Source organism: Candidatus Agathobaculum pullicola, assembly GCF_052117205.1.
Classification (GTDB): Bacteria; Bacillota; Clostridia; order Oscillospirales; family Butyricicoccaceae; genus Agathobaculum; species Agathobaculum pullicola.
On record NZ_JBQKJP010000013.1, the window covers coordinates 16505 to 36069 of the forward strand.

The following is a 19565-nucleotide window of genomic DNA, read 5'->3' on the forward strand; positions in this document are numbered from 1 at the left end:
GTTATATTCTACTTCCCATTTCAAACGCAGTTTGCAGCATCGGATGACCTTCAATTTCCCCGGCATCCGTCACACCGCCTGCAAACACACTGCCTGCCAGACGTGCTTTTTCAAAGCAGCTGATCCACCCCTGCAAACCATGTACTGCGCCTTCCGGCGTTTCCGGGCCATCGTCTGCTGCTGCCGTCAATAAATAGACATCCCGGAAGGTATAGTCTGCGGGAAACAGCGGATTTGCCCGATCCAACATGGTTTTCATCTGTCCGCTCATGCCATAGTAATAAATCGGCGTTGAAAATACCAATATGTCCGCAGCTCCCATTTGCTGCGCGATTGTATCCGCATCATCGCGGATGACACAACGCATGGTTTGCTGGCAGGCCAAACATCCCCGGCAAAACCCAATATTTTTTTCGCATAGATAAACTGTTTCCACCTGATGACCCGCCTGCAGCGCACCTTTCGCAAACGCCTCTGCAAGGCGATTGGAATTTCCGTTTCTACGCGGACTCGTTGCCACAATCAATACTTTTTTGCTCATTTCTGTCCCTCCATCATATATATTACTTGCTATTTCTCCCCCATTCGTTTCGGCCAATTCCTCATCTTCTTCTTTTCTCTTTTATTATAAAAAGAAATTCATCCAATAGCAAATACTTATCTTTTTCGCTTTTTCATGCTTGACAAGTATAAATATTATCGGTACACTGTTTGCAGCTATCTCCAATATACCTATCGTAAAGCGAGGCGGAACATGGAACTTCGGATTTTGGAATATTTTTTGGCTGTCACACAGGAGCAAAGCATTTCAGCTGCCGCTGAGTACCTGAATCTAACGCAGCCTACCATCTCACGACAGCTGAAGGATTTAGAAGAGGAGCTCGGCAAGCAGCTTCTGGTGCGCGGCAAACGAAATCACAAAATCGGTCTGACCGAAGAAGGCCGCCTTTTTCGCAAGCGTGCGCAGGAAATTGTCGATCTGGTTCAAAAAACCGAAAACGAAATTCGTCAGTCCGGTCATGGAATGGCCGGCGACATCTTCATTGGCGCCGGTGAAACGGACTCGCTGCGTGCTATTGCCCGGGTAGCACATCAAATTCAGAATGAATACCCGGACGTACACTTTCATATTGTCAGCGGCGATGGACAGGATCTGATAGACCGGCTGGACAAAGGGCTTTTCGACTTTGGTTTGCTGCTCGGCACAACCGACTCCTCTAAATATGAACAATTGGCTCTGCCCATGCTGGATCATTGGGGGGTTTTGATGCGTAAAGACGCACCTCTTGCGCAAAAAGACCGCATTGCACCGGAGGATCTGTGGGATAAGCCGCTGATTTTATCCCGTCAGATGATTCATTTTCCGAATTTCCTGCAATGGATTCAAAAACCCTTGTCCGAACTGCAAATCAGCGCAACCTACAATCTGGCATACAACGCATCGCTGATGGCCGATGAAAAAATGGGATATGTCTTGACGCTGGATAAGCTCATCAACACCAGTGGCGACAGCAGCCTCTGCTTTCGTCCTCTGATGCCGGACATCACCTTGGGCATGTCGCTGGTCTGGAAGCGGTATGCTGCCTTATCCAAAGCAGCCGAATACTTTTTGGCGCAGCTCCGGGCCAATATTTCCGAAATCTGTCCATAAAAATGCAGTATCCCAAACAAAAAACCGCCTCCTCTGGGAGACGGTTTTTGTCATTCGATCAGTCAATTATTTTGATGCTTTCGATCACCGGCTGGTATTCCGGCAGCACTGTGCCGTTGCCATCCTCTACTGGTGTATTCTCACAAATCTTGTCCACGATATCCATGCCGTCGGTCACATATCCGAAGCAAGCGTACTGTCCGTCCAGATAAGCACTGTCCTGATGAACAATGAAAAACTGCGAAGACGCGCTGTCCATATCCTGCGCACGCGCCATTGATATTGCACCGCGCGTGTGCGACAGATCGTTTTCCACGCCATTTTCGGCAAATTCACCTTTGATCGTCTGATCAGATCCACCCGTTCCGTCACCGTTCGGATCACCGCCCTGCATCATAAAGCCGTTGATGATCCGGTGAAAGGTCAGGCCGTCATAAAATCCACTTTCTGCCAAGTCCATGAAATTCTGTACCGAAATTGGCGCAGTGTCGCCGTCCAGCTCAACCGTAATCGTGCCCATATCCTTTATCGTGATCTCAGCATGATGTATGCCGATTCCCTCTGTCGCAGCCTGTGCTGTGTCTTCTTGCTCGTTCTGCTTGTCAATCGCTGTATCCTCCGCGTCTGTCGTGTCCTTGCCGCCACAGCCACCAAGCAGCAGCGCTGTCAGCAGGCATAAACTCAAAGCAATGCGTTTTTTCATTTGGTTTACTCCTTTTTTTCATTCGTTCCGCCCAGTTTGCCACGAGAATACGCCGACGGACGCCGTACCGCATTATCCTGAAAGCGGAAAAAGTTGGGTTGATGGCGCGACTGCGTGTATTCAAACATCACACCATCGCTATTATATGTCTGGCTGCTCACAACCGCAAGGCAGTTGCAGTCTCCCATATCCAAATATTGCAGGTCGAGCGGCGTTGCTTTTTCTACTGTCACCACACGTTTGCTGTTAATGATAGATATGTGCAGTTCGTTTTCCAGATAACGATAGATTGAGCCTTCCGCGATTTCATGTGTCAGACCCTTTGCTACATCTTGCCGGAAATAGCTGTGGTTAAGAATCAGCGGCCTTCCACTCAGATAATGCAGACGCTGAATATAAAACAGCTGGGTTCCCTCCGCGAAACCAGTTTTATCTGCAAGCTGCCGATCCGCTATCACTGGGGAAAACAGTAGGACCCTGCTTGTCCCGCGCTGCTGGTTGCGCATTGTGGACTCACCAAATGTCTCAATTGTACCCAGCGTAAATGTTGTTTGCTGAGTCGGCTCAAAAATATTGCGCATTCCCTTACCCTGCACAGTCTGCACATATCCTTCCCGCACCAGTTCACTCACAGCGCGGCGCAGTGTATTACGTGAACACCCTAACTCAGCGATTAACGTATGTTCGCTCGGCAGCATTTCCTGCGGCGGATATGTACCGGACTCAATTTTCTCTTTCAAAATATAGTAAAGCTGTTCATATTTTGCCTTCGGCATGACGCACCCCCTACAGCACAAACTGGTTTATTTATTATAACACACACGCTGCCCTTGTAAAACCTTCTTGCCTAAAATTTCAAAATGGTGTATCATGGCATATTTATGTCGCTTTTTGCACGAATTCATTGGTTTTTATTTTCATTTGATCCATTAGCCTTGGCAAAACATATAAAAATTTTTTAATTTTTTTGTTAAAGAATCGACTTGTTTTCTGCTGCGGATAAAGGTATCCTATTCTCAAGGATATACTTGTTTGAACAAGTTGCTAAGAATAATAATAGGAGGAAAATTCATGGGAAAATACCAGCAGGACGTTCAGGCACTGCTCGAAACAATCGGCGGAAAGACAAACATTCAAGCAGTTTCGCATTGCATGACGCGTATGCGCTTTGTACTTGTTGATCCCAAAAAGGCCAATGAAAAAGAAATCGAAAAAATTCCAAGCGTCAAGGGTACGTTCACACAGGCCGGACAGTATCAAGTCATCATCGGCAATGACGTGGCAAACTTCTATCAGGAATTTACCCAGTTCGCCGGCATTGAGGGCGTAAGCAAAGATGCAGTCAAAAGTGCAGCAAAAACCAATCAAAACCTCCTCCAGCGCATCATGGGCGCACTGGGTGAAATCTTCGCCCCCATCATTCCGGCGCTCATCTGCGGCGGCCTCGTGTTAGGCTTGCGCAATATCATCGGTGAAGTAGACCTTCTCAATGGCCGTACGCAATCGCTGGCTGATGTTTCCCAATTTTAGGCAGGCATATACAATTTCCTATGGCTGATCGGTGAAGCAATCTTTCACTTTCTTCCTGTCGGCATTACTTGGTCCATTACCAAGAAGATGGGCACCACTCAAATTCTTGGCATCGTGCTTGGCCTGACATTGATTTCTCCACAGCTATTAAACGGTTTCTCGGTCGCCACGACTCCGGCAAGCGAAATCCCGGTTTGGGACTTTGGCTTTGCACAAATCCAAATGATTGGCTATCAAGGACAAGTTGTCGCAGCAATCATGGCAGGCTTTGTGCTGGTCTACTTAGAGAAGTTCTTCAAAAAGATATGTCCTGAGGTTGTCAGTATGGTTGTCGTACCATTCTGCGCACTGGTGCCTGCTGTGTTGATCGCACACACTATCGTCGGCCCGATTGGCTGGAAGATTGGTGACTTCATTGCAAATATCGTTAACATGGGTCTGGCCTCCCACTTCAAGCTGGTCTTTGCTGCACTGTTCGGTCTGTTCTATGCGCCCATCGTCATGACTGGCCTGCACCACATGACCAATGCTATTGACTCCCAACTGGTCAATACCTATGGCGGCACCAATCTTTGGCCTATGATTGCCTTGTCAAATATCGCGCAAGGCTCTGCGGTACTCGCTATGGCCTTTCTGCAAAAGCGCAATGAGCGCGCACAGCAGGTCAATATCCCAGCATGTATCTCCTGCTATCTGGGCGTTACCGAGCCCGCACTGTTTGGCGTGAACCTGAAATATGGTTTCCCGCTCATATGCGGCATGATCGGCTCGGCCTGCGGCGCAGTCATTTCGATCGGCACAGGTGTCACTGCTATCAGTATCGGTGTCGGCGGACTGCCGGGCATACTCTCTATCTTCCCCGAATACTGGCTTAGCTTCCTGCTTGCGATGGCCGCTGCAATCATCGTGCCGTTCGTACTGACGTATATCGTAGGTAGCCGCAAGCTTTCCCGCTCGGATCGCGCGATGGAATCCGCTCCTGTTATGACGCCTACAGCGGAAAGTACTGCTGCTATTGCAACTGAAATACCAGACTCCTCTGCCTCCATTGTGCTCAAGGCTATCTGCGACGGCCACACTCTGCCGCTGTCCGAAGTGCCGGATAACGTATTCTCTAAGGGTATCATGGGCGAAGGTATGGCCTTTGAACCGACGGGCGATACCATCTATGCGCCGGCGGACGCCACTGTTTCGGTTGTTATGGAGGACAGCCGCCATGCCTGCGGCCTTGTTCTGGCAGACGGCACCGAGCTGCTCATACACATTGGCGTGGATACGGTGGATATGAAGGGCAACGGTTTCACCCTGTTCGTCCATGAAGGCGACACCGTCAAGGCAGGCGATAAACTCATCAGCTTCTCCCCTGACAAAATCACAGCCGCCGGTCATCCCAAGACCACAGTGTTCATTGTCACGGAACCGGCCGGACACTCTAATATGACCTTCCACACCGGTATTGATACCAAACACAGCGAGACGGTGGCAGCTGAACTTGCCTGAAACAGGAGGAAAAACTCAGATGTTTGATTTTCACAAAAGCGTTGTTTATCAGTGTTATTTTAAATCCTTCTTTGACGCGGATGGTGACGGGATTGGCGATTTGAGCGGCGTGACATCCAAGCTCGACTACCTCAAGATGTTGGGCGTGGATTATATCTGGCTCAACCCATTTTTCCCCTCCCCCCAACGCGATAATGGTTATGATGTTGCCGACTACTGCGCAGTAGACCCACGTTTCGGCACAATGGAGGAATTTGAAACGCTATCCAGAGAAGCCGCCCAACGCGGCATCCGGCTGATGCTCGATATGGTATTCAATCATACCTCAACCGAGCACGAATGGTTTCAGAAAGCCATGGCGGGCGACAAGGAATATGAGGATTTCTATATCTGGCGCGAAGGTGGGCCGAACGGCACACCACCCAATAACTGGGAGAGCAAATTCGGCGGCAGCGCATGGAAGTATGTACCCGCAAAAGGCAAATGGTATCTGCACCTGTTCGACCCGACACAGGCCGATCTCAACTGGGAAAATCCGCGCGTGCGCAAAGAACTGCAAAACGTTATCCGCTTCTGGATGGGCAAGGGCGTGAAAGGATTCCGCTTCGACGTGGTCAACCTCATCAGTAAAGGATCCTATGAATCCGACAACGAGGGTGACGGTCGCCGTTTTTATACGGATGGCCCGCGCGTACACGAATTTCTGCATGAATTGAGCGCCGCGACCTTCGGCACGGATACCGAGATTATCACAGTGGGCGAAATGTCCAGCACCAGCATGGAAAATTGTTTCCGCTATGCGGGAGCAGATATGGGCGAACTGAGCATGGTGTTCTCGTTCCATCATCTCAAGGTGGACTTTGTCGGCAATGAAAAATGGGTGTTGGTACCGTTCGACTTTGGCAAGCTCAAAAACATCCTATTCTCCTGGCAAACCGGTATGAGCGAGCACAATGCCTGGAATGCCGTGTTCTGGTGCAACCATGATCAGCCGCGTGTAGTCTCTCGCTTTGGCGATGAGGGAGAATACTGGGCACAGTCAGCCAAGATGCTGGGCACGGTCATCCATTGCCTGCGCGGTACACCGTACGTCTATCAGGGCGAGGAGATCGGCATGACCAATGCGGGCTTTACCTCGCTCGACCAGTACCGCGACGTGGAAAGCATCAACCATTATCATATTCTAAAAGCGCGCGGCCTGCACGAGGACAGTGTATACGATATTCTGCGCGTTCATTCGCGCGATAATGCACGCACACCCATGCAATGGGATGCAACTCCACACGGCGGCTTTACGACGGCTGAACCGTGGCTGAGTGTCACCCCCAATTACACACGCATCAACGCTGCGGCACAAGTAGACGACCCGGATTCGGTTTTCTCTCACTACCGCAGGCTGATTGCATTACGCAAACAGTATGATGCAGTCGCCTACGGTGACTTCGCACCGCTGGATGAAACACATCCATCCGTGCTGGCCTATACCCGCCGCTTCCACAGCGAACAGCTCGTCGTTGTCAACAACTTTTACCGCACCGAAGTAGATTGGAACTGTCCGGTTGATCTTGACGGCTTTACCTGTCTGCTCTCCAATTATGCTGATTCCTCTGTACAAACCAAACTGCATCTGCGTCCTTATGAATCGCTGGTGCTATACCGTACGGCAAAACAATAACCCCCAGTGCAAAATCAAAAGCAGCAGTGCCGCATAGTCTGCTGCTTTTCACTTTGTAAATTGAGCTTATTTTCCGGTATGCAATGGCATCAAAAATCCGTAATACCTTAAGTTTGATATTTACAAACGTATTCTACCATTCTGTAAAAAAATACTTGTCTTTTTTATTCTCGCATGATATAATAACAAAGCACTGTGTAGAGCAGGCATCATATATGCAGCGGTATCGAAGTGGTCATAACGGGGCTGACTCGAAATCAGTTTGCCGGCAACGGCACGTGGGTTCGAATCCCACCCGCTGCGCCACCGAAACACCCCTATCTGAAGCAAGTAAATGGCAACGATTTACTTGCTTCAGATAGGGGTGTTTTTGTCTAAAAACTTTTTATGTTAGAGATTACGATCTATTCCGGAACTGAGATTATATGCCAATAACATCAGTTCCCTTCACTCCTTATACCAGTGTGATTCAGCCCGCAAGCAAACACTATCAGGCACAAAACAATGAGCAACCGAAGAAAAGCGACAAAATGCGAGACGAAAAAATATAAAGCTAAATTAGTCGCTGAGTACGGTAGCCAAAAGCTTTGCTCTCTCGTTTTGCCCACATATGACTATGATATCCTTGCTCCCATCCACATCGGCAATGTATACCACTTTGTTCACAATCTGCGGACCGGATAGATGTTAACCATGCTTATAATATTTTCATCTGTAGCATCTTTCAGATTGCCCCTCCATATATTTTCCGGGAGAGAGCTTCTTTCGAGCCATATATAAGACCTAATATAGCGCTTCAGTGAAACAGCAACCATATGGTTGCTGTTTTTCTCGTCTTCAATTTATAACAATCTCTGCACTGACTTATTTATGCGAAGCTTCTTCTCGTAATCGCGCTTTCAGTGCGCTGTATCTTCGCCCTTTCTGATTATTCCCAACCATATATGCCACTACGTCCTGACTTCCAACAATCACCAGCAGCTGCTTTGCTCGGGTAATCGCTGTGTACAAAATATTGCGCGTCAATAATCGACGTGGCAACGCATCGGACAAAGCAAGTACAACCGCATCAAATTCGCTGCCCTGTGATTTATGTACGGTTACCGCATAGGCCAGCTCCAATTCTCCCAGCATATCATAGGTATAAGTAGCAATGCGATCATCAAAACGAATCACCATACATTCCTGTCGCGGAAAAATCTGCAATATTTCTCCCACATCTCCATTGAAAACGCCCGTCCCCTGTTCCTCCGTCTCTCGCTTTTCCCAGATGATGTCATAATTATTACGCACCTGCATCACCCGGTCTCCCTCGCGGAAAATCCAGTCCCCAAAGCGCTTTTCCAACTTGTCCTCCGCCGGAGGATTGAGTGCCTCCTGAAGCCGACGGTTCAGCGCTATAGTACCGCTCCCCTGCCGTCTTGCTGGTGAAAGTACTTGAATCTGTGATGGCAGCAGTCCATAGTGGTTTGGCAATCGTGCCGCACAGAGCTGTGCCACCGTTTCAATCACCGCAGCCGGATCAGCACGCTTCAAAAAGAAAAAGTCTCCATCCGCACCCGATGGCACTGGCATACGTCCCTCGTTGACCGCATGGGCGTTCATAACAATATCGGACTGCTGTGCCTGCCGGAAAATGTCCGTCAACTGGATAGTCGGCACACGGCGAGAGCCAATGATGTCCCGCAGAAAATTTCCGGGGCCAACAGGAGGCAGTTGGTCTGCATCTCCTACTAAAACCAAGCGCGCACCGTGAGGAAGCGCCTCGATGAGTGCCTGCATCAGAGTGATATCGACCATGGAAACCTCGTCCAAGATAACTGCATCACACTCCAGAGGATTCGTCAGGTTTCGTGCAAATGCGGTGCGCCCTCCCATGCCAAATCCCGCTTCCAGCAGACGGTGAATGGTCTTAGCCTCCATCCCGGTTAAGTCCGATAACCGTTTTGCCGCGCGTCCGGTTGGCGCCGCTAATAGCGCATTCAGGCCCAATGCCTCAAACACCTGCAAAATACCACGCACGGTTGTTGTCTTACCGGTGCCAGGGCCGCCTGTCAAAATCACCAATCCATTGCGCGCTGCCATTGTTATCGCTTGCTTCTGCTTTTCTGAATACGGTACCTCACTATCCATTACAAGCGCTTTGAGAAGCTCGTCCACATCGAAATCATACTGATAATTGCGCTCCGCCATGCTGCCCAGCATTTCTGCCAAATATGCCTCCGCATCATGCAAATCACGCAGATATACCGCATCCCGACCGGCGATATGCTCACAAACCAACCGCCCGCACGCTCTCAATCTCTCAATTGCGGCCGCAGCACGCTCTTCATCAAATTGCACATCTTCATCAGACAGAAGGGAGCATACTGCTGCCGTGAGTTTTTCCACAGGAATGAACGTATGCCCGTTATCCAGATTGAAAACCAGCGTGTATAGGACACCCGCATCTGCACGCTCATCCGACAGCAGAGAAAGACCCAGTTCCATCGCCAGTCCATCGGCCAACTTGAAATCAATATCATAATAGGGATCGCACAGCAGATACGGATTTTCACACAGGGCATCAATTGCACTATCTCGCAAGCGCTTATACAGAAGCGGCGTCAGGGAAACTGGCAGGTGATGCTCTGCCAAAAAATCCATCAGCAGGCGCATCTCATTCTGTTCGGTAAATTGCCGGCCAATCTCCCTCGCCTTTTTCTCCGTGATTCCTCGAATGTCAGTCAATCGTTCCGGCTCATACGCCAACACATCGAAGGTATCCTCCCCGAACTTCTCCGCGATACGCGAGGCCAGCCGCGGACCGATACCGCGAATCAAGCCGGAACCTAAGTATTCAGCAATCCCTCGCACCGAAGACGGCAAACGGCGCTCAAACGCTTCGGTCGCAAACTGCTCACCATACGAGGGATGTGTCACCCATGTGCCGGTTAGGATTACCTCTTCTCCCAATCCTATATTCGGAAAGGTACCGGTTGCCGTAACCTCCGCACCATCATCCGAGTTTAATCGCAAAACTGCATATCCATTTTCCTGATTATAAAATACAATTTGCTCTACTGTGCCGCGTATCAGCACATACTCTTTCTCGTCCAAACTAAACCGTTCCTCTTTCTATTATTCCAGATACATAATATCCTGTTTGGATGCCAAATGCTTCGCAATATTGTCCTCTCCACCGCAGCCAATCTCAACAAACGTGATCGACAAACCCGGAAGATATTGCTTGCGCATGCGCAATGCAATTCGAATCAGCTGCTCGCTGGCTGCATCATTGCCATCACCATACAGTGTCAGCTCCGCAGAACCGTGCATGCGCAACAACCGTGCAAAGCACAACTCGTAAACCACATGTAAAAATGTATACAATCCTATGGCTGCAAAAATTGCAAGTACTGCTTCCCAAAAAACAGACATGAGTCTCCCCTCCTGTTTTCAGGCTATGCAGTAAACAATCTTCTGGTTCCTTTACTCGATTTATTGTAACACAAGACGAAAAAAATGTAAAATCCAAACATGGCAAAGCTGCCGGAACTCTCCGGCAGCTTGTCATTCAGGTTTCGTGATTGATACACCAGTCTGTCAAGTCTTCACTATTGGTCCCACGCATCGGATGTGCGCGCCCGCACCCCCGCTCATGCGGCGGCAAGGCGATGCCCTCAGGGACACCGTCCGATGCCTCATTCACGCCAGCTTGCGCCGCTACATCAGGTTTACTGCACTCAAACCACTCAAACTGTTTCTGCGCTGCTTCCATCTGATATCGTTTTTGTTTATCCTTTTCGATAACGCATCCCTCCTCATCGATATTTTGCCGCATCAACTACGCAATTAAACAAGAAAAAGCTCCCATGCAAGCATGGGAGCTTTTAAAAAGCAATAATTAGTCAGCGTTAACCTTAGTAACAACGCCGGAACCTACGGTGCGGCCACCCTCACGGATAGCGAAACGCAGGCCTTCCTCGATAGCGATCGGGGTGATCAGCTCAACGTCCATCTCAACGTTGTCGCCCGGCATGCACATCTCAGTGCCTTCCGGCAGGGAGATAACACCGGTAACGTCGGTGGTACGGAAGTAGAACTGGGGACGATAGTTGTTGAAGAACGGAGTGTGACGACCGCCCTCTTCCTTCTTCAGAACGTAAACCTGACCGTGGAACTTGGTGTGCGGGTGAATAGAGCCCGGCTTAGCCAGAACCTGACCACGCTCGATCTCAGTCTTCTGAATGCCGCGGAGCAGAGCGCCAATGTTGTCGCCAGCCTCAGCGTAGTCCAGCAGCTTGCGGAACATTTCGATACCGGTAACAACAGTCTTACGCGGAGCATCCATCAGACCAACGATTTCAACTTCCTCGCCCATCTTCAGCTGGCCACGCTCAACACGACCGGTAGCAACGGTACCACGGCCGGTGATGGAGAATACGTCCTCAACCGGCATGATGAACGGCTTGTCAGCAGCGCGATCCGGAGTCGGGATATAGGAGTCAACAGCGTCCATCAGCTCGTGAATGCACTTGTACTCCGGAGCATTCGGATCGGTGGAATCGCAAGTCAGAACCTGAAGTGCAGAACCACGGATTACCGGAATGTCATCGCCCGGGAACTCGTAGGAGGACAGCAGATCACGGATTTCCATCTCAACCAGATCGAGGAGCTCCTCGTCGTCTACCTGGTCAACCTTGTTCATGAATACAACGATATACGGAACGCCTACCTGACGAGCCAGCAGGATGTGCTCACGGGTCTGGGGCATCGGGCCGTCAGCGGAAGAAACAACCAGGATAGCGCCATCCATCTGAGCAGCGCCGGTGATCATGTTCTTAACGTAGTCAGCATGGCCCGGGCAGTCAACGTGCGCATAGTGACGGTTCTTGGTGTGGTACTCAACGTGCGCAGTGTTGATGGTAATGCCGCGCTCCTTCTCTTCCGGAGCCTTGTCGATCGAGTCATAAGCCTGATATTCAGCCTCACCCTCGAGAGCCAGAACCTTGGTGATCGCCGCGGTCAGCGTGGTCTTACCATGGTCAACGTGGCCGATGGTACCAATGTTAACGTGCGGCAGGGAGCGGTCAAATTTTTCCTTTGCCATTGTGGATATCCTCCTCGTAAATTAAATTCAAAGTCATGGTGAATTTATTCTACTGCAATTCACAAAAAAATGCAATAGTTTTAGTCGTTTTTATTGCGGGCGTCGATAATCTTCTCCTGAATGCTCTTCGGCACCTCAGTGTAATGGCTGGGCTGCATGGTGTACTGACCGCGGCCCTGCGTACGAGAACGCAGCGCGGTTGCATAACCAAACATCTCGCTCAGCGGAACAGCAGCCGAAATCGCCTGCACACCGCCGCGCGGCTCCATACCCTGAATCTGGCCACGGCGGGAGTTAAGATCGCCGATAACGTCGCCCATATAATCCTCCGGAACCATAACGTCGACCTGCATGATTGGCTCCATCAGAACCGGATCAGCCTTCTTCATCGCTTCCTTGAACGCCATAGAACCGGCGATCTTGAACGCCATTTCAGAGGAGTCGACTTCGTGATAAGAACCGTCGTACAACGTAACCTTTACGTCAACAACCGGATAGCCTGCCAGAATACCAGCCTGCATTGCGCCCTGAATACCCTGATTAACAGGCTCAATATATTCCTTCGGAATCGCACCGCCAACGATCTTGTTGATGAACTCATAGCCCTTGCCGGACTCGTTCGGCTCAACAATAATCTTAACATGGCCGTACTGACCCTTACCACCGGACTGACGTGCATACTTCTGATCCACATCAGCAGAACGGCGGATGGTTTCCTTATAAGCAACCTGAGGCGAACCTACGTTGGCTTCTACCTTGAATTCACGCAGCAGACGGTCAACGATGATTTCTAGGTGCAACTCACCCATACCAGCGATAATGGTCTGGCCGGTTTCCTCGTCGGTGTAGGTCTTGAAGGTCGGGTCTTCTTCCGCCAGCTTTGCCAGCGCAATGCCCATCTTTTCCTGACCAGCCTTGGTCTTGGGCTCGATCGCAACACGGATAACCGGATCCGGGAACTCCATGGACTCAAGGATAATCGGATGCTTTTCATCACAGAGCGTATCGCCTGTGGTGGTGTTCTTAAAGCCGATGCCCGCAGCAATATCACCCGAATATACGCAATCGATATCCTGACGGTGATTTGCGTGCATCTGAAGAATACGGCCCAGACGCTCACGCTGATCCTTGGTGGCATTGAGCACCGAAGAACCCGCAGTGATCGTACCGGAGTAAACGCGGAAGAAGGTCAAACGGCCAACAAACGGGTCGGTTGCAATCTTAAACGCGAGGGCGGAGAACGGCGCGTCGTCGGAAGACGGACGGGAATCCTCCTCTTCGGTCTTGGGGTTGATACCCTTAATATCCTCGATATCGGTCGGAGCCGGCATATACTCAACCACTGCGTCGAGCAGGGGCTGAACACCCTTGTTGCGGTAAGCAGTACCGCAAAGTACCGGAACGATCTCGTTGGCAATCGTACCCTTTCGGATCGCAGCTTTCACTTCCGCAACGGTCAGTTCTTCGCCTTCGAGGTACTTCATCATCAGTTCCTCATCCAGCTCAGCAACTGCTTCCCACAGCGCGTCGTGATACTCCTTCGCCTGATCCATCATGTCAGCCGGGATGTCCTCATCACGGACATCCTTGCCGAGGTCATCATAGTAAACCTCTGCACGCATGGTAATCAGGTCGATGATGCCCTTAAAGCTATCCTCAACGCCGATCGGCAACTGAATCGGAACCGCATTACACTTGAGGCGGTCCTTCATCATGCCGACAACGTTAAAGAAGTCTGCGCCCATGATGTCCATCTTGTTGACAAACGCCATACGCGGAACCTTGTACTTGTCCGCCTGATGCCATACAGTCTCGGACTGGGGCTCAACGCCACCCTTGGCGCAGAATACGGTAACAGAACCGTCAAGGACGCGCAAGGAACGCTCTACTTCTACAGTAAAGTCAACGTGGCCCGGGGTGTCAATGATGTTGATACGGTGCTCCGGGAACTGATGCTGGGAGCCCGACCAGTGACAGGTGGTAGCAGCGGAGGTGATGGTAATACCGCGCTCCTGCTCCTGCTCCATCCAGTCCATGGTGGCGGTACCGTCGTGGGTATCGCCGATTTTGTGATTTACACCGGTGTAGTACAGAATACGCTCGGTGGTAGTAGTCTTACCGGCGTCGATGTGCGCCATGATGCCGATATTTCTGGTTCTTTCCAGGGAATATTCTCTAGGCATATTGCTCTCCTTTCAAACGCTCAGCGGATCGCAGATTAATAGCGATAGTGTGCAAACGCCTTGTTTGCTTCCGCCATCTTGTGCGTATCCTCGCGCTTCTTGACAGCACCGCCCAGATTGTTGCAGGCATCCATGATTTCGCCGGCCAGACGCTCGCGCATAGTCTTTTCAGAACGGGCACGGGCGTACTTGGTGATCCAGCGCAGGCCCAGGGTCTGACGACGCTCCGGACGCACTTCCATCGGCACCTGATAGGTAGCGCCACCTACACGGCGCGCCTTAACTTCCAGCGACGGCATGATGTTCTCCATCGCTTCAGTGAAAACCTCCAGCGGTTCACGTCCGGTCTTTTCACGGACGATATCGAAAGCACCATAAACAACCTTCTGCGATACGCCCTTCTTGCCGTCGAGCATGATAGAGTTTACCAGCTTGGTGACGAGCTTGGAATTATAAAGCGGATCGGGCAGAACGTCTCTCTTGGGGACATTACCTCTTCTTGGCACTTTACTTCCCTCCTTCAAAATAATTTGATTTCATAGGTACTCCGGCGTGCCTTGGTGACAGCCGTTGTAATGCCTGTCCGAGGTAAATACCCGTTTATCAGATAAATCGGATATAAAACGCCTCAGACAAAGCATGAGTGTGCTTTGCTGAAAACTTTTAATTCTCGCAAAACCTTGTGGGTGGCAAAATTACTTGCCGGCCTTCGGGCGCTTCGCGCCGTACTTGGAACGAGCCTGACGGCGGTTTGCTACACCCTGAGTATCCAGCGTGCCGCGGATGATGTGGTAACGGACACCAGGAAGGTCCTTAACACGGCCACCGCGAACCATAACAACCGAGTGCTCCTGCAGGTTGTGACCTTCGCCCGGGATGTAAGCGGAAACTTCCATCTGGTTGGTCAGCTTTACACGAGCAACCTTACGAAGCGCAGAGTTCGGCTTCTTCGGCGTCATGGTTTTAACCGTCGTGCAGACGCCGCGCTTCTGCGGAGCGGACTGATCGGTAGCCTTCTTCTTCTGAGAATTGTAGCCTACCTGCAGAGCCGGCGCCGTAGATTTGTAAACGACTGCCTCGCGACCCTTACGGACGAGTTGGTTAAAAGTTGGCATTTTATTTCCTCCTTCTTTCAAAGATATTTATGAAAAGCGCATGTTTGCGCGTTTCAACAAAACAGCTTAGCGCAAAACCGTTACGACTGCCGCACCGACATCAATGCCGGCCGCATCGCCAAGTTCGGTCATGGTAGTGATTTCCGTGAGTTTGGTATCCGTTTCACTGCAAAGTTCGTAAACCGGACCAACCACACGTTTTTCAGCATCGAGCGCCACAAAGACCTCTGCGGCTTTGCCGTCTCGAATTGCTTTTTTCGATTGTTTCACGCCGATAACTTTGTGCGCCGTGCGAAGTTCTGAAAGCATACTAACCCTCCTATACGGCATACTTCATTAGTATAAGTCTTTTTCATTTGGAAGTCAAGCATTTTTCCGGAGTTTTTCTTCATTTTTGAGCGAATTTTACTATTACCAATCGAAGCATGACTTCTCAGCACGTTTACCAAATGATGAAGCTGCCAAAACAGGGGAACGCCTTACAGCATTCCCCTGTTCTCTGCTTTTTATACCACTATTTCAGCGAGCCTCTAATCAATCCAGATCGACCGTCTGCTCGTAATGCCCGTCGCAGTATTCTGTCATACCGGAACCGGCCGGAATCAGCTTGCCGATGATAACATTCTCCTTCAGGCCCATCAGCGGATCGACCTTGCCCTTGATTGCAGCGTCAGTCAGAACGCGGGTGGTTTCCTGGAAGGATGCGGCCGACATCCACGAATCGGTTGCCAGCGATGCCTTGGTGATACCCATCAGCGTCGGCTCCGCAGCCGCCAGACGCAAGCCTTCTTCGCCCGCATCAATGCGATCCTGCACCTTCTGATTGTAATCCTCAAACTCAAGCAGATCCATCACAGAGCCCGGCAGCACTTCAGCGTCGCCCGCATCTTCCACGCGAACCTTACGCATCATCTGACGCACAATAACCTCGATATGCTTATCGTTGATATCAACGCCCTGCTGACGGTAAACCTTTTGAACTTCCTTGATCTCATAATCGTGCACTGCACGCGGATCGAGTACACGCAGAATGTCATGCGGGTTGAGCGAGCCTTCGTTAAGCTGGAAGCCTTGCGGTACTTCCTGACCATCCGTTACACGAATACCGGACGAGGATGCCAACTGATAAGAACGCATATCGCCGGTCTGCGGATTGACGATGTTGACCGTCTTAACCGTTGTACGCTTGGACTCCTCAATGTTGACAACACCGCTGATTTCAGCCAGCGTCGCTGCCTTCTTCGGCTTACGCGCCTCAAACAGCTCCTCTACTCGCGGAAGACCCTGCGTAATATCCGAACCGGCAACGCCGCCGGTGTGGAACGTACGCATGGTCAGCTGCGTACCCGGCTCGCCGATGGACTGGGCGGCAATGATACCGACCGCTTCACCCTTGCCAACCGGTGTGCCCATCGCAAGGTTCATGCCATAGCAGTGGCTGCATACACCCTTGCGTGCACGGCATTCCAGCACAGAACGGATCTGAACACGGGTGATACCCGCCTCCAGAATTGCATCCGCATCTGCATCATTCATCATGCGAGTATTGGGTACAATCACCTCGCCGGTTTCCGGATGGCAGATATCGTCCACCGGATAACGACCCAGCAAACGCTCGCGCAGCGGCTCGATAATCTGATTGCCTTCCTTGATATCCTCAACCCAGATACCCTTCGTTGCGCCGCAGTCCTCCTCACGAATGATAACATCCTGCGAAACGTCAACCAGACGGCGGGTCAGGTAACCGGAGTCCGCGGTACGCAGCGCGGTATCAGCCAGACCCTTACGCGCACCACGCGCGGAAATAAAGTATTCCAAAACCGACAATCCCTCACGGAAGTTGGACTTAATCGGGATTTCGATGGTTTTACCAGAGGTGGACGCCATCAGGCCGCGCATACCGGCCAGCTGACGAATCTGGTTAATGGAACCACGCGCACCGGAGTCTGCCATCATATGAATCGGGTTAAACCGCTGGTCGCGCATATTCTCTTGCAGCTTCGCCGTAACCTTCTTGGTGGTAGATTCCCACTCGGCAACCGTCAAGCGATAGCGTTCATCGTCCGTGATAAAGCCGCGCTTATACTTCTTATCAATCTTCGCAACCTGCTGCTCAGACTCATGAATTAAGGTTGCCTTATCCTCCGGCACCAGCATATCAGCAACCGCAACGGTCAGCGCGCCCTTGGTGGAGTACTTATAGCCCATTGCCTTGATTGCGTCGAGCACCTCGGCGGTCTTATTAAAGCCGTGCACATGGATGCACTTGTCAATGATCTTGCCAAGTTCCTTCTTACCGCAGGTCATCATGATCTCAAGATCAAGAACCTTCTCCGGATCCGAGCGGTCAACAAAGCCAAGGTCCTGCGGGATACGCTCATTGAAAATCAGGCGGCCCGGTGTTGCATCAACAATTTTGGAAACCGTCTTGCCGCCGATCTCGCGCGTCATGCGCACCTTGATCGGCGCGTGGATGCCCACAATACCTTCCGCATATGCCATGAGTGCTTCGTCCGGATCGCGGAACACCTTACCGGCACCCGGCTCAGTTTCGCGATCAATCGTCAGATAGTAGGAGCCAAGCACCATATCCTGCGACGGAATAGTAACCGGCTTGCCGTCCTGCGGCTTAAGCAGGTTGTTCGCCGACAGCATCAGCAGACGCGCCTCGGCCTGCGCCTCAGCGGAAAGCGGCACGTGTACCGCCATCTGGTCGCCGTCGAAGTCAGCGTTGAACGCCGTACATACCAGAGGATGCAAACGGATGGCACGGCCCTCTACCAGCACCGGCTCAAACGCCTGAATACCCAGACGGTGCAGCGTCGGCGCACGGTTGAGCATGACCGGATGCCCCTTGATAATGCCCTCGAGCACATCCCAAACCTCGGGCTTAGCGCGCTCTACCATCTTCTTTGCAGATTTAATATTGGATGCCGCGCCGTCCTCAACCAGCTTTTTCATCACAAAAGGCTTGAACAGTTCAAGCGCCATTTCCTTCGGCAGACCGCACTGATAAATCTTCAGGTCCGGGCCGACGACGATAACCGAACGCCCGGAATAGTCAACACGCTTACCAAGCAGGTTTTGACGGAAACGGCCCTGCTTGCCCTTGAGCATATCGGACAGAGACTTAAGCGCACGGTTGTTCGGTCCAGTGACCGGACGGCCGCGGCGGCCATTATCGATCAGCGCGTCGACCGCTTCCTGCAGCATGCGCTTCTCGTTGCGCACGATGATGTCAGGCGCACCCAGCTCCAACAGACGCTTGAGACGGTTATTTCGGTTGATCACACGGCGATACAGGTCGTTTAAGTCGCTCGTTGCAAAGCGACCGCCATCCAGCTGCACCATCGGACGGATTTCCGGCGGGATAACCGGAACCACATCCATAATCATCCACTCGGGACGATTATGCGACAGACGGAACGACTCGACAACCTCCAGTCGTTTGATGATGCGCAGACGCTTCTGACCGGAGGACTCGCGCAGTTCCGCGGTCAGCTCCTTGGAGAGCTGTTCCAAATCCAGCTCTGCCAGCAGTTCCTTGATCGCCTCTGCACCCATACCGGCGCGGAAGTCATCCTCGTACTTCTCACGCATGTCGCGGTACTCAGCCTCGGTCAGAATCTGCTTCTTCATCAGGGGCGTATCGCCCGGATCAATCACAATATAGTTTGCAAAATACAGAACCTTTTCCAGCACGCGCGGGCTGATATCCAGAATCAGGCCCATACGAGACGGGATGCCCTTGAAGTACCAGATATGCGATACGGGCGCGGCCAATTCAATATGGCCCATGCGCTCGCGGCGCACCTTAGCGCGGGTAACTTCTACGCCGCACTTATCGCAAACTTTACCTTTGAAGCGGACCTTCTTATACTTGCCGCAGTGACATTCCCAGTCTTTGGTTGGGCCAAAGATACGCTCGCAGAACAGGCCGTCTTTTTCCGGCTTGAGCGTGCGGTAGTTGATGGTTTCGGGCTTTTTTACTTCACCGTACGACCACTGACGGATCAGGTCAGGAGAGGCCAGACCGATCTTAATGGCGTTAAACGTATGATATCCCATATATTTTAAGATGCTCCTTCCCTATTCACAGATGATTTTGTTGTCCTT

The 19565-nt window shown here is 51.3% G+C and carries 14 protein-coding genes, 1 tRNA gene and 1 pseudogene; 4 read left to right on the top strand and 12 right to left on the bottom strand.

Going from position 1 to position 19565, the window contains the following annotated elements:
• Position 1: 1 nt before the first annotated feature.
• A complete protein-coding gene (locus ACTQ3V_RS06575; protein WP_441466805.1) occupies positions 2 to 541 on the bottom strand; it encodes a flavodoxin family protein in 540 nt (179 codons plus the stop codon).
• A gap of 213 nt (positions 542 to 754) precedes the next feature.
• Here ACTQ3V_RS06575 and ACTQ3V_RS06580 point away from each other — a divergent pair, with 213 nt between their 5' ends.
• Positions 755 to 1651 (top strand): LysR family transcriptional regulator, encoded by an 897-nt coding sequence (locus ACTQ3V_RS06580; protein ID WP_441466806.1) that lies wholly within the window; start codon positions 755 to 757, stop codon positions 1649 to 1651.
• A 58-nt stretch (positions 1652 to 1709) separates the two neighbouring features.
• On the opposite strand, the gene ACTQ3V_RS06585 is transcribed toward ACTQ3V_RS06580, so the two are convergent.
• Positions 1710 to 2354 carry a peptidylprolyl isomerase gene (locus tag ACTQ3V_RS06585; protein ID WP_441466807.1) on the bottom strand — a complete coding sequence of 215 codons (645 nt, stop codon included), beginning with the start codon at positions 2352 to 2354 and terminating at the stop codon, positions 1710 to 1712.
• A 5-nt stretch (positions 2355 to 2359) separates the two neighbouring features.
• Positions 2360 to 3130: a GntR family transcriptional regulator gene (locus ACTQ3V_RS06590; RefSeq protein ID WP_441466808.1), complete on the bottom strand. Its 771-nt coding sequence runs from the start codon at positions 3128 to 3130 to the stop codon at positions 2360 to 2362.
• 295 nt (positions 3131 to 3425) lie between these two features.
• Here ACTQ3V_RS06590 and treP point away from each other — a divergent pair.
• The 3 genes and pseudogenes from treP to ACTQ3V_RS06605 all read left to right on the top strand — a co-directional run bounded on the left by treP (position 3426) and on the right by ACTQ3V_RS06605 (position 7365).
• Positions 3426 to 5384, top strand: a pseudogene (gene treP, locus ACTQ3V_RS06595) (PTS system trehalose-specific EIIBC component).
• A gap of 19 nt (positions 5385 to 5403) precedes the next feature.
• Entirely contained in the window at positions 5404 to 7059 is a 1656-nt protein-coding gene (treC, locus tag ACTQ3V_RS06600) for an alpha,alpha-phosphotrehalase (RefSeq protein ID WP_441466809.1), read from the top strand.
• Between the two features lie 217 nt (positions 7060 to 7276).
• Positions 7277 to 7365, top strand: a tRNA-Ser gene (locus ACTQ3V_RS06605).
• A gap of 558 nt (positions 7366 to 7923) precedes the next feature.
• Here ACTQ3V_RS06605 and recD2 read toward each other — a convergent pair.
• The 9 genes from recD2 to rpoC all read right to left on the bottom strand — a co-directional run bounded on the left by recD2 (position 7924) and on the right by rpoC (position 19517).
• Positions 7924 to 10158 (bottom strand): SF1B family DNA helicase RecD2, encoded by a 2235-nt coding sequence (gene recD2 / locus ACTQ3V_RS06610; protein ID WP_441466810.1) that lies wholly within the window; start codon positions 10156 to 10158, stop codon positions 7924 to 7926.
• A gap of 21 nt (positions 10159 to 10179) precedes the next feature.
• A complete protein-coding gene (locus ACTQ3V_RS06615) occupies positions 10180 to 10479 on the bottom strand; it encodes a hypothetical protein (RefSeq protein ID WP_441466811.1) in 300 nt (99 codons plus the stop codon).
• Positions 10480 to 10615: 136 nt separating this feature from the next.
• A complete protein-coding gene (locus ACTQ3V_RS06620; protein WP_441466812.1) occupies positions 10616 to 10882 on the bottom strand; it encodes a hypothetical protein in 267 nt (88 codons plus the stop codon).
• 63 nt (positions 10883 to 10945) lie between these two features.
• A complete protein-coding gene (tuf, locus tag ACTQ3V_RS06625) occupies positions 10946 to 12151 on the bottom strand; it encodes an elongation factor Tu (RefSeq protein ID WP_441466813.1) in 1206 nt (401 codons plus the stop codon).
• A gap of 80 nt (positions 12152 to 12231) precedes the next feature.
• Positions 12232 to 14334, bottom strand: coding sequence for an elongation factor G (fusA, locus tag ACTQ3V_RS06630; protein ID WP_441466814.1), 2103 nt, complete (start codon positions 14332 to 14334; stop codon positions 12232 to 12234).
• Positions 14335 to 14369: 35 nt separating this feature from the next.
• Positions 14370 to 14840 (bottom strand): 30S ribosomal protein S7, encoded by a 471-nt coding sequence (rpsG, locus tag ACTQ3V_RS06635; protein ID WP_054327683.1) that lies wholly within the window; start codon positions 14838 to 14840, stop codon positions 14370 to 14372.
• Positions 14841 to 15029: 189 nt separating this feature from the next.
• Entirely contained in the window at positions 15030 to 15449 is a 420-nt protein-coding gene (rpsL, locus tag ACTQ3V_RS06640) for a 30S ribosomal protein S12 (protein ID WP_054327684.1), read from the bottom strand.
• Between the two features lie 66 nt (positions 15450 to 15515).
• Positions 15516 to 15758: a ribosomal L7Ae/L30e/S12e/Gadd45 family protein gene (locus ACTQ3V_RS06645; protein ID WP_441466815.1), complete on the bottom strand. Its 243-nt coding sequence runs from the start codon at positions 15756 to 15758 to the stop codon at positions 15516 to 15518.
• Positions 15759 to 15983: 225 nt separating this feature from the next.
• Entirely contained in the window at positions 15984 to 19517 is a 3534-nt protein-coding gene (gene rpoC / locus ACTQ3V_RS06650; RefSeq protein WP_441466816.1) for a DNA-directed RNA polymerase subunit beta', read from the bottom strand.
• Positions 19518 to 19565 lie beyond the last annotated feature (48 nt).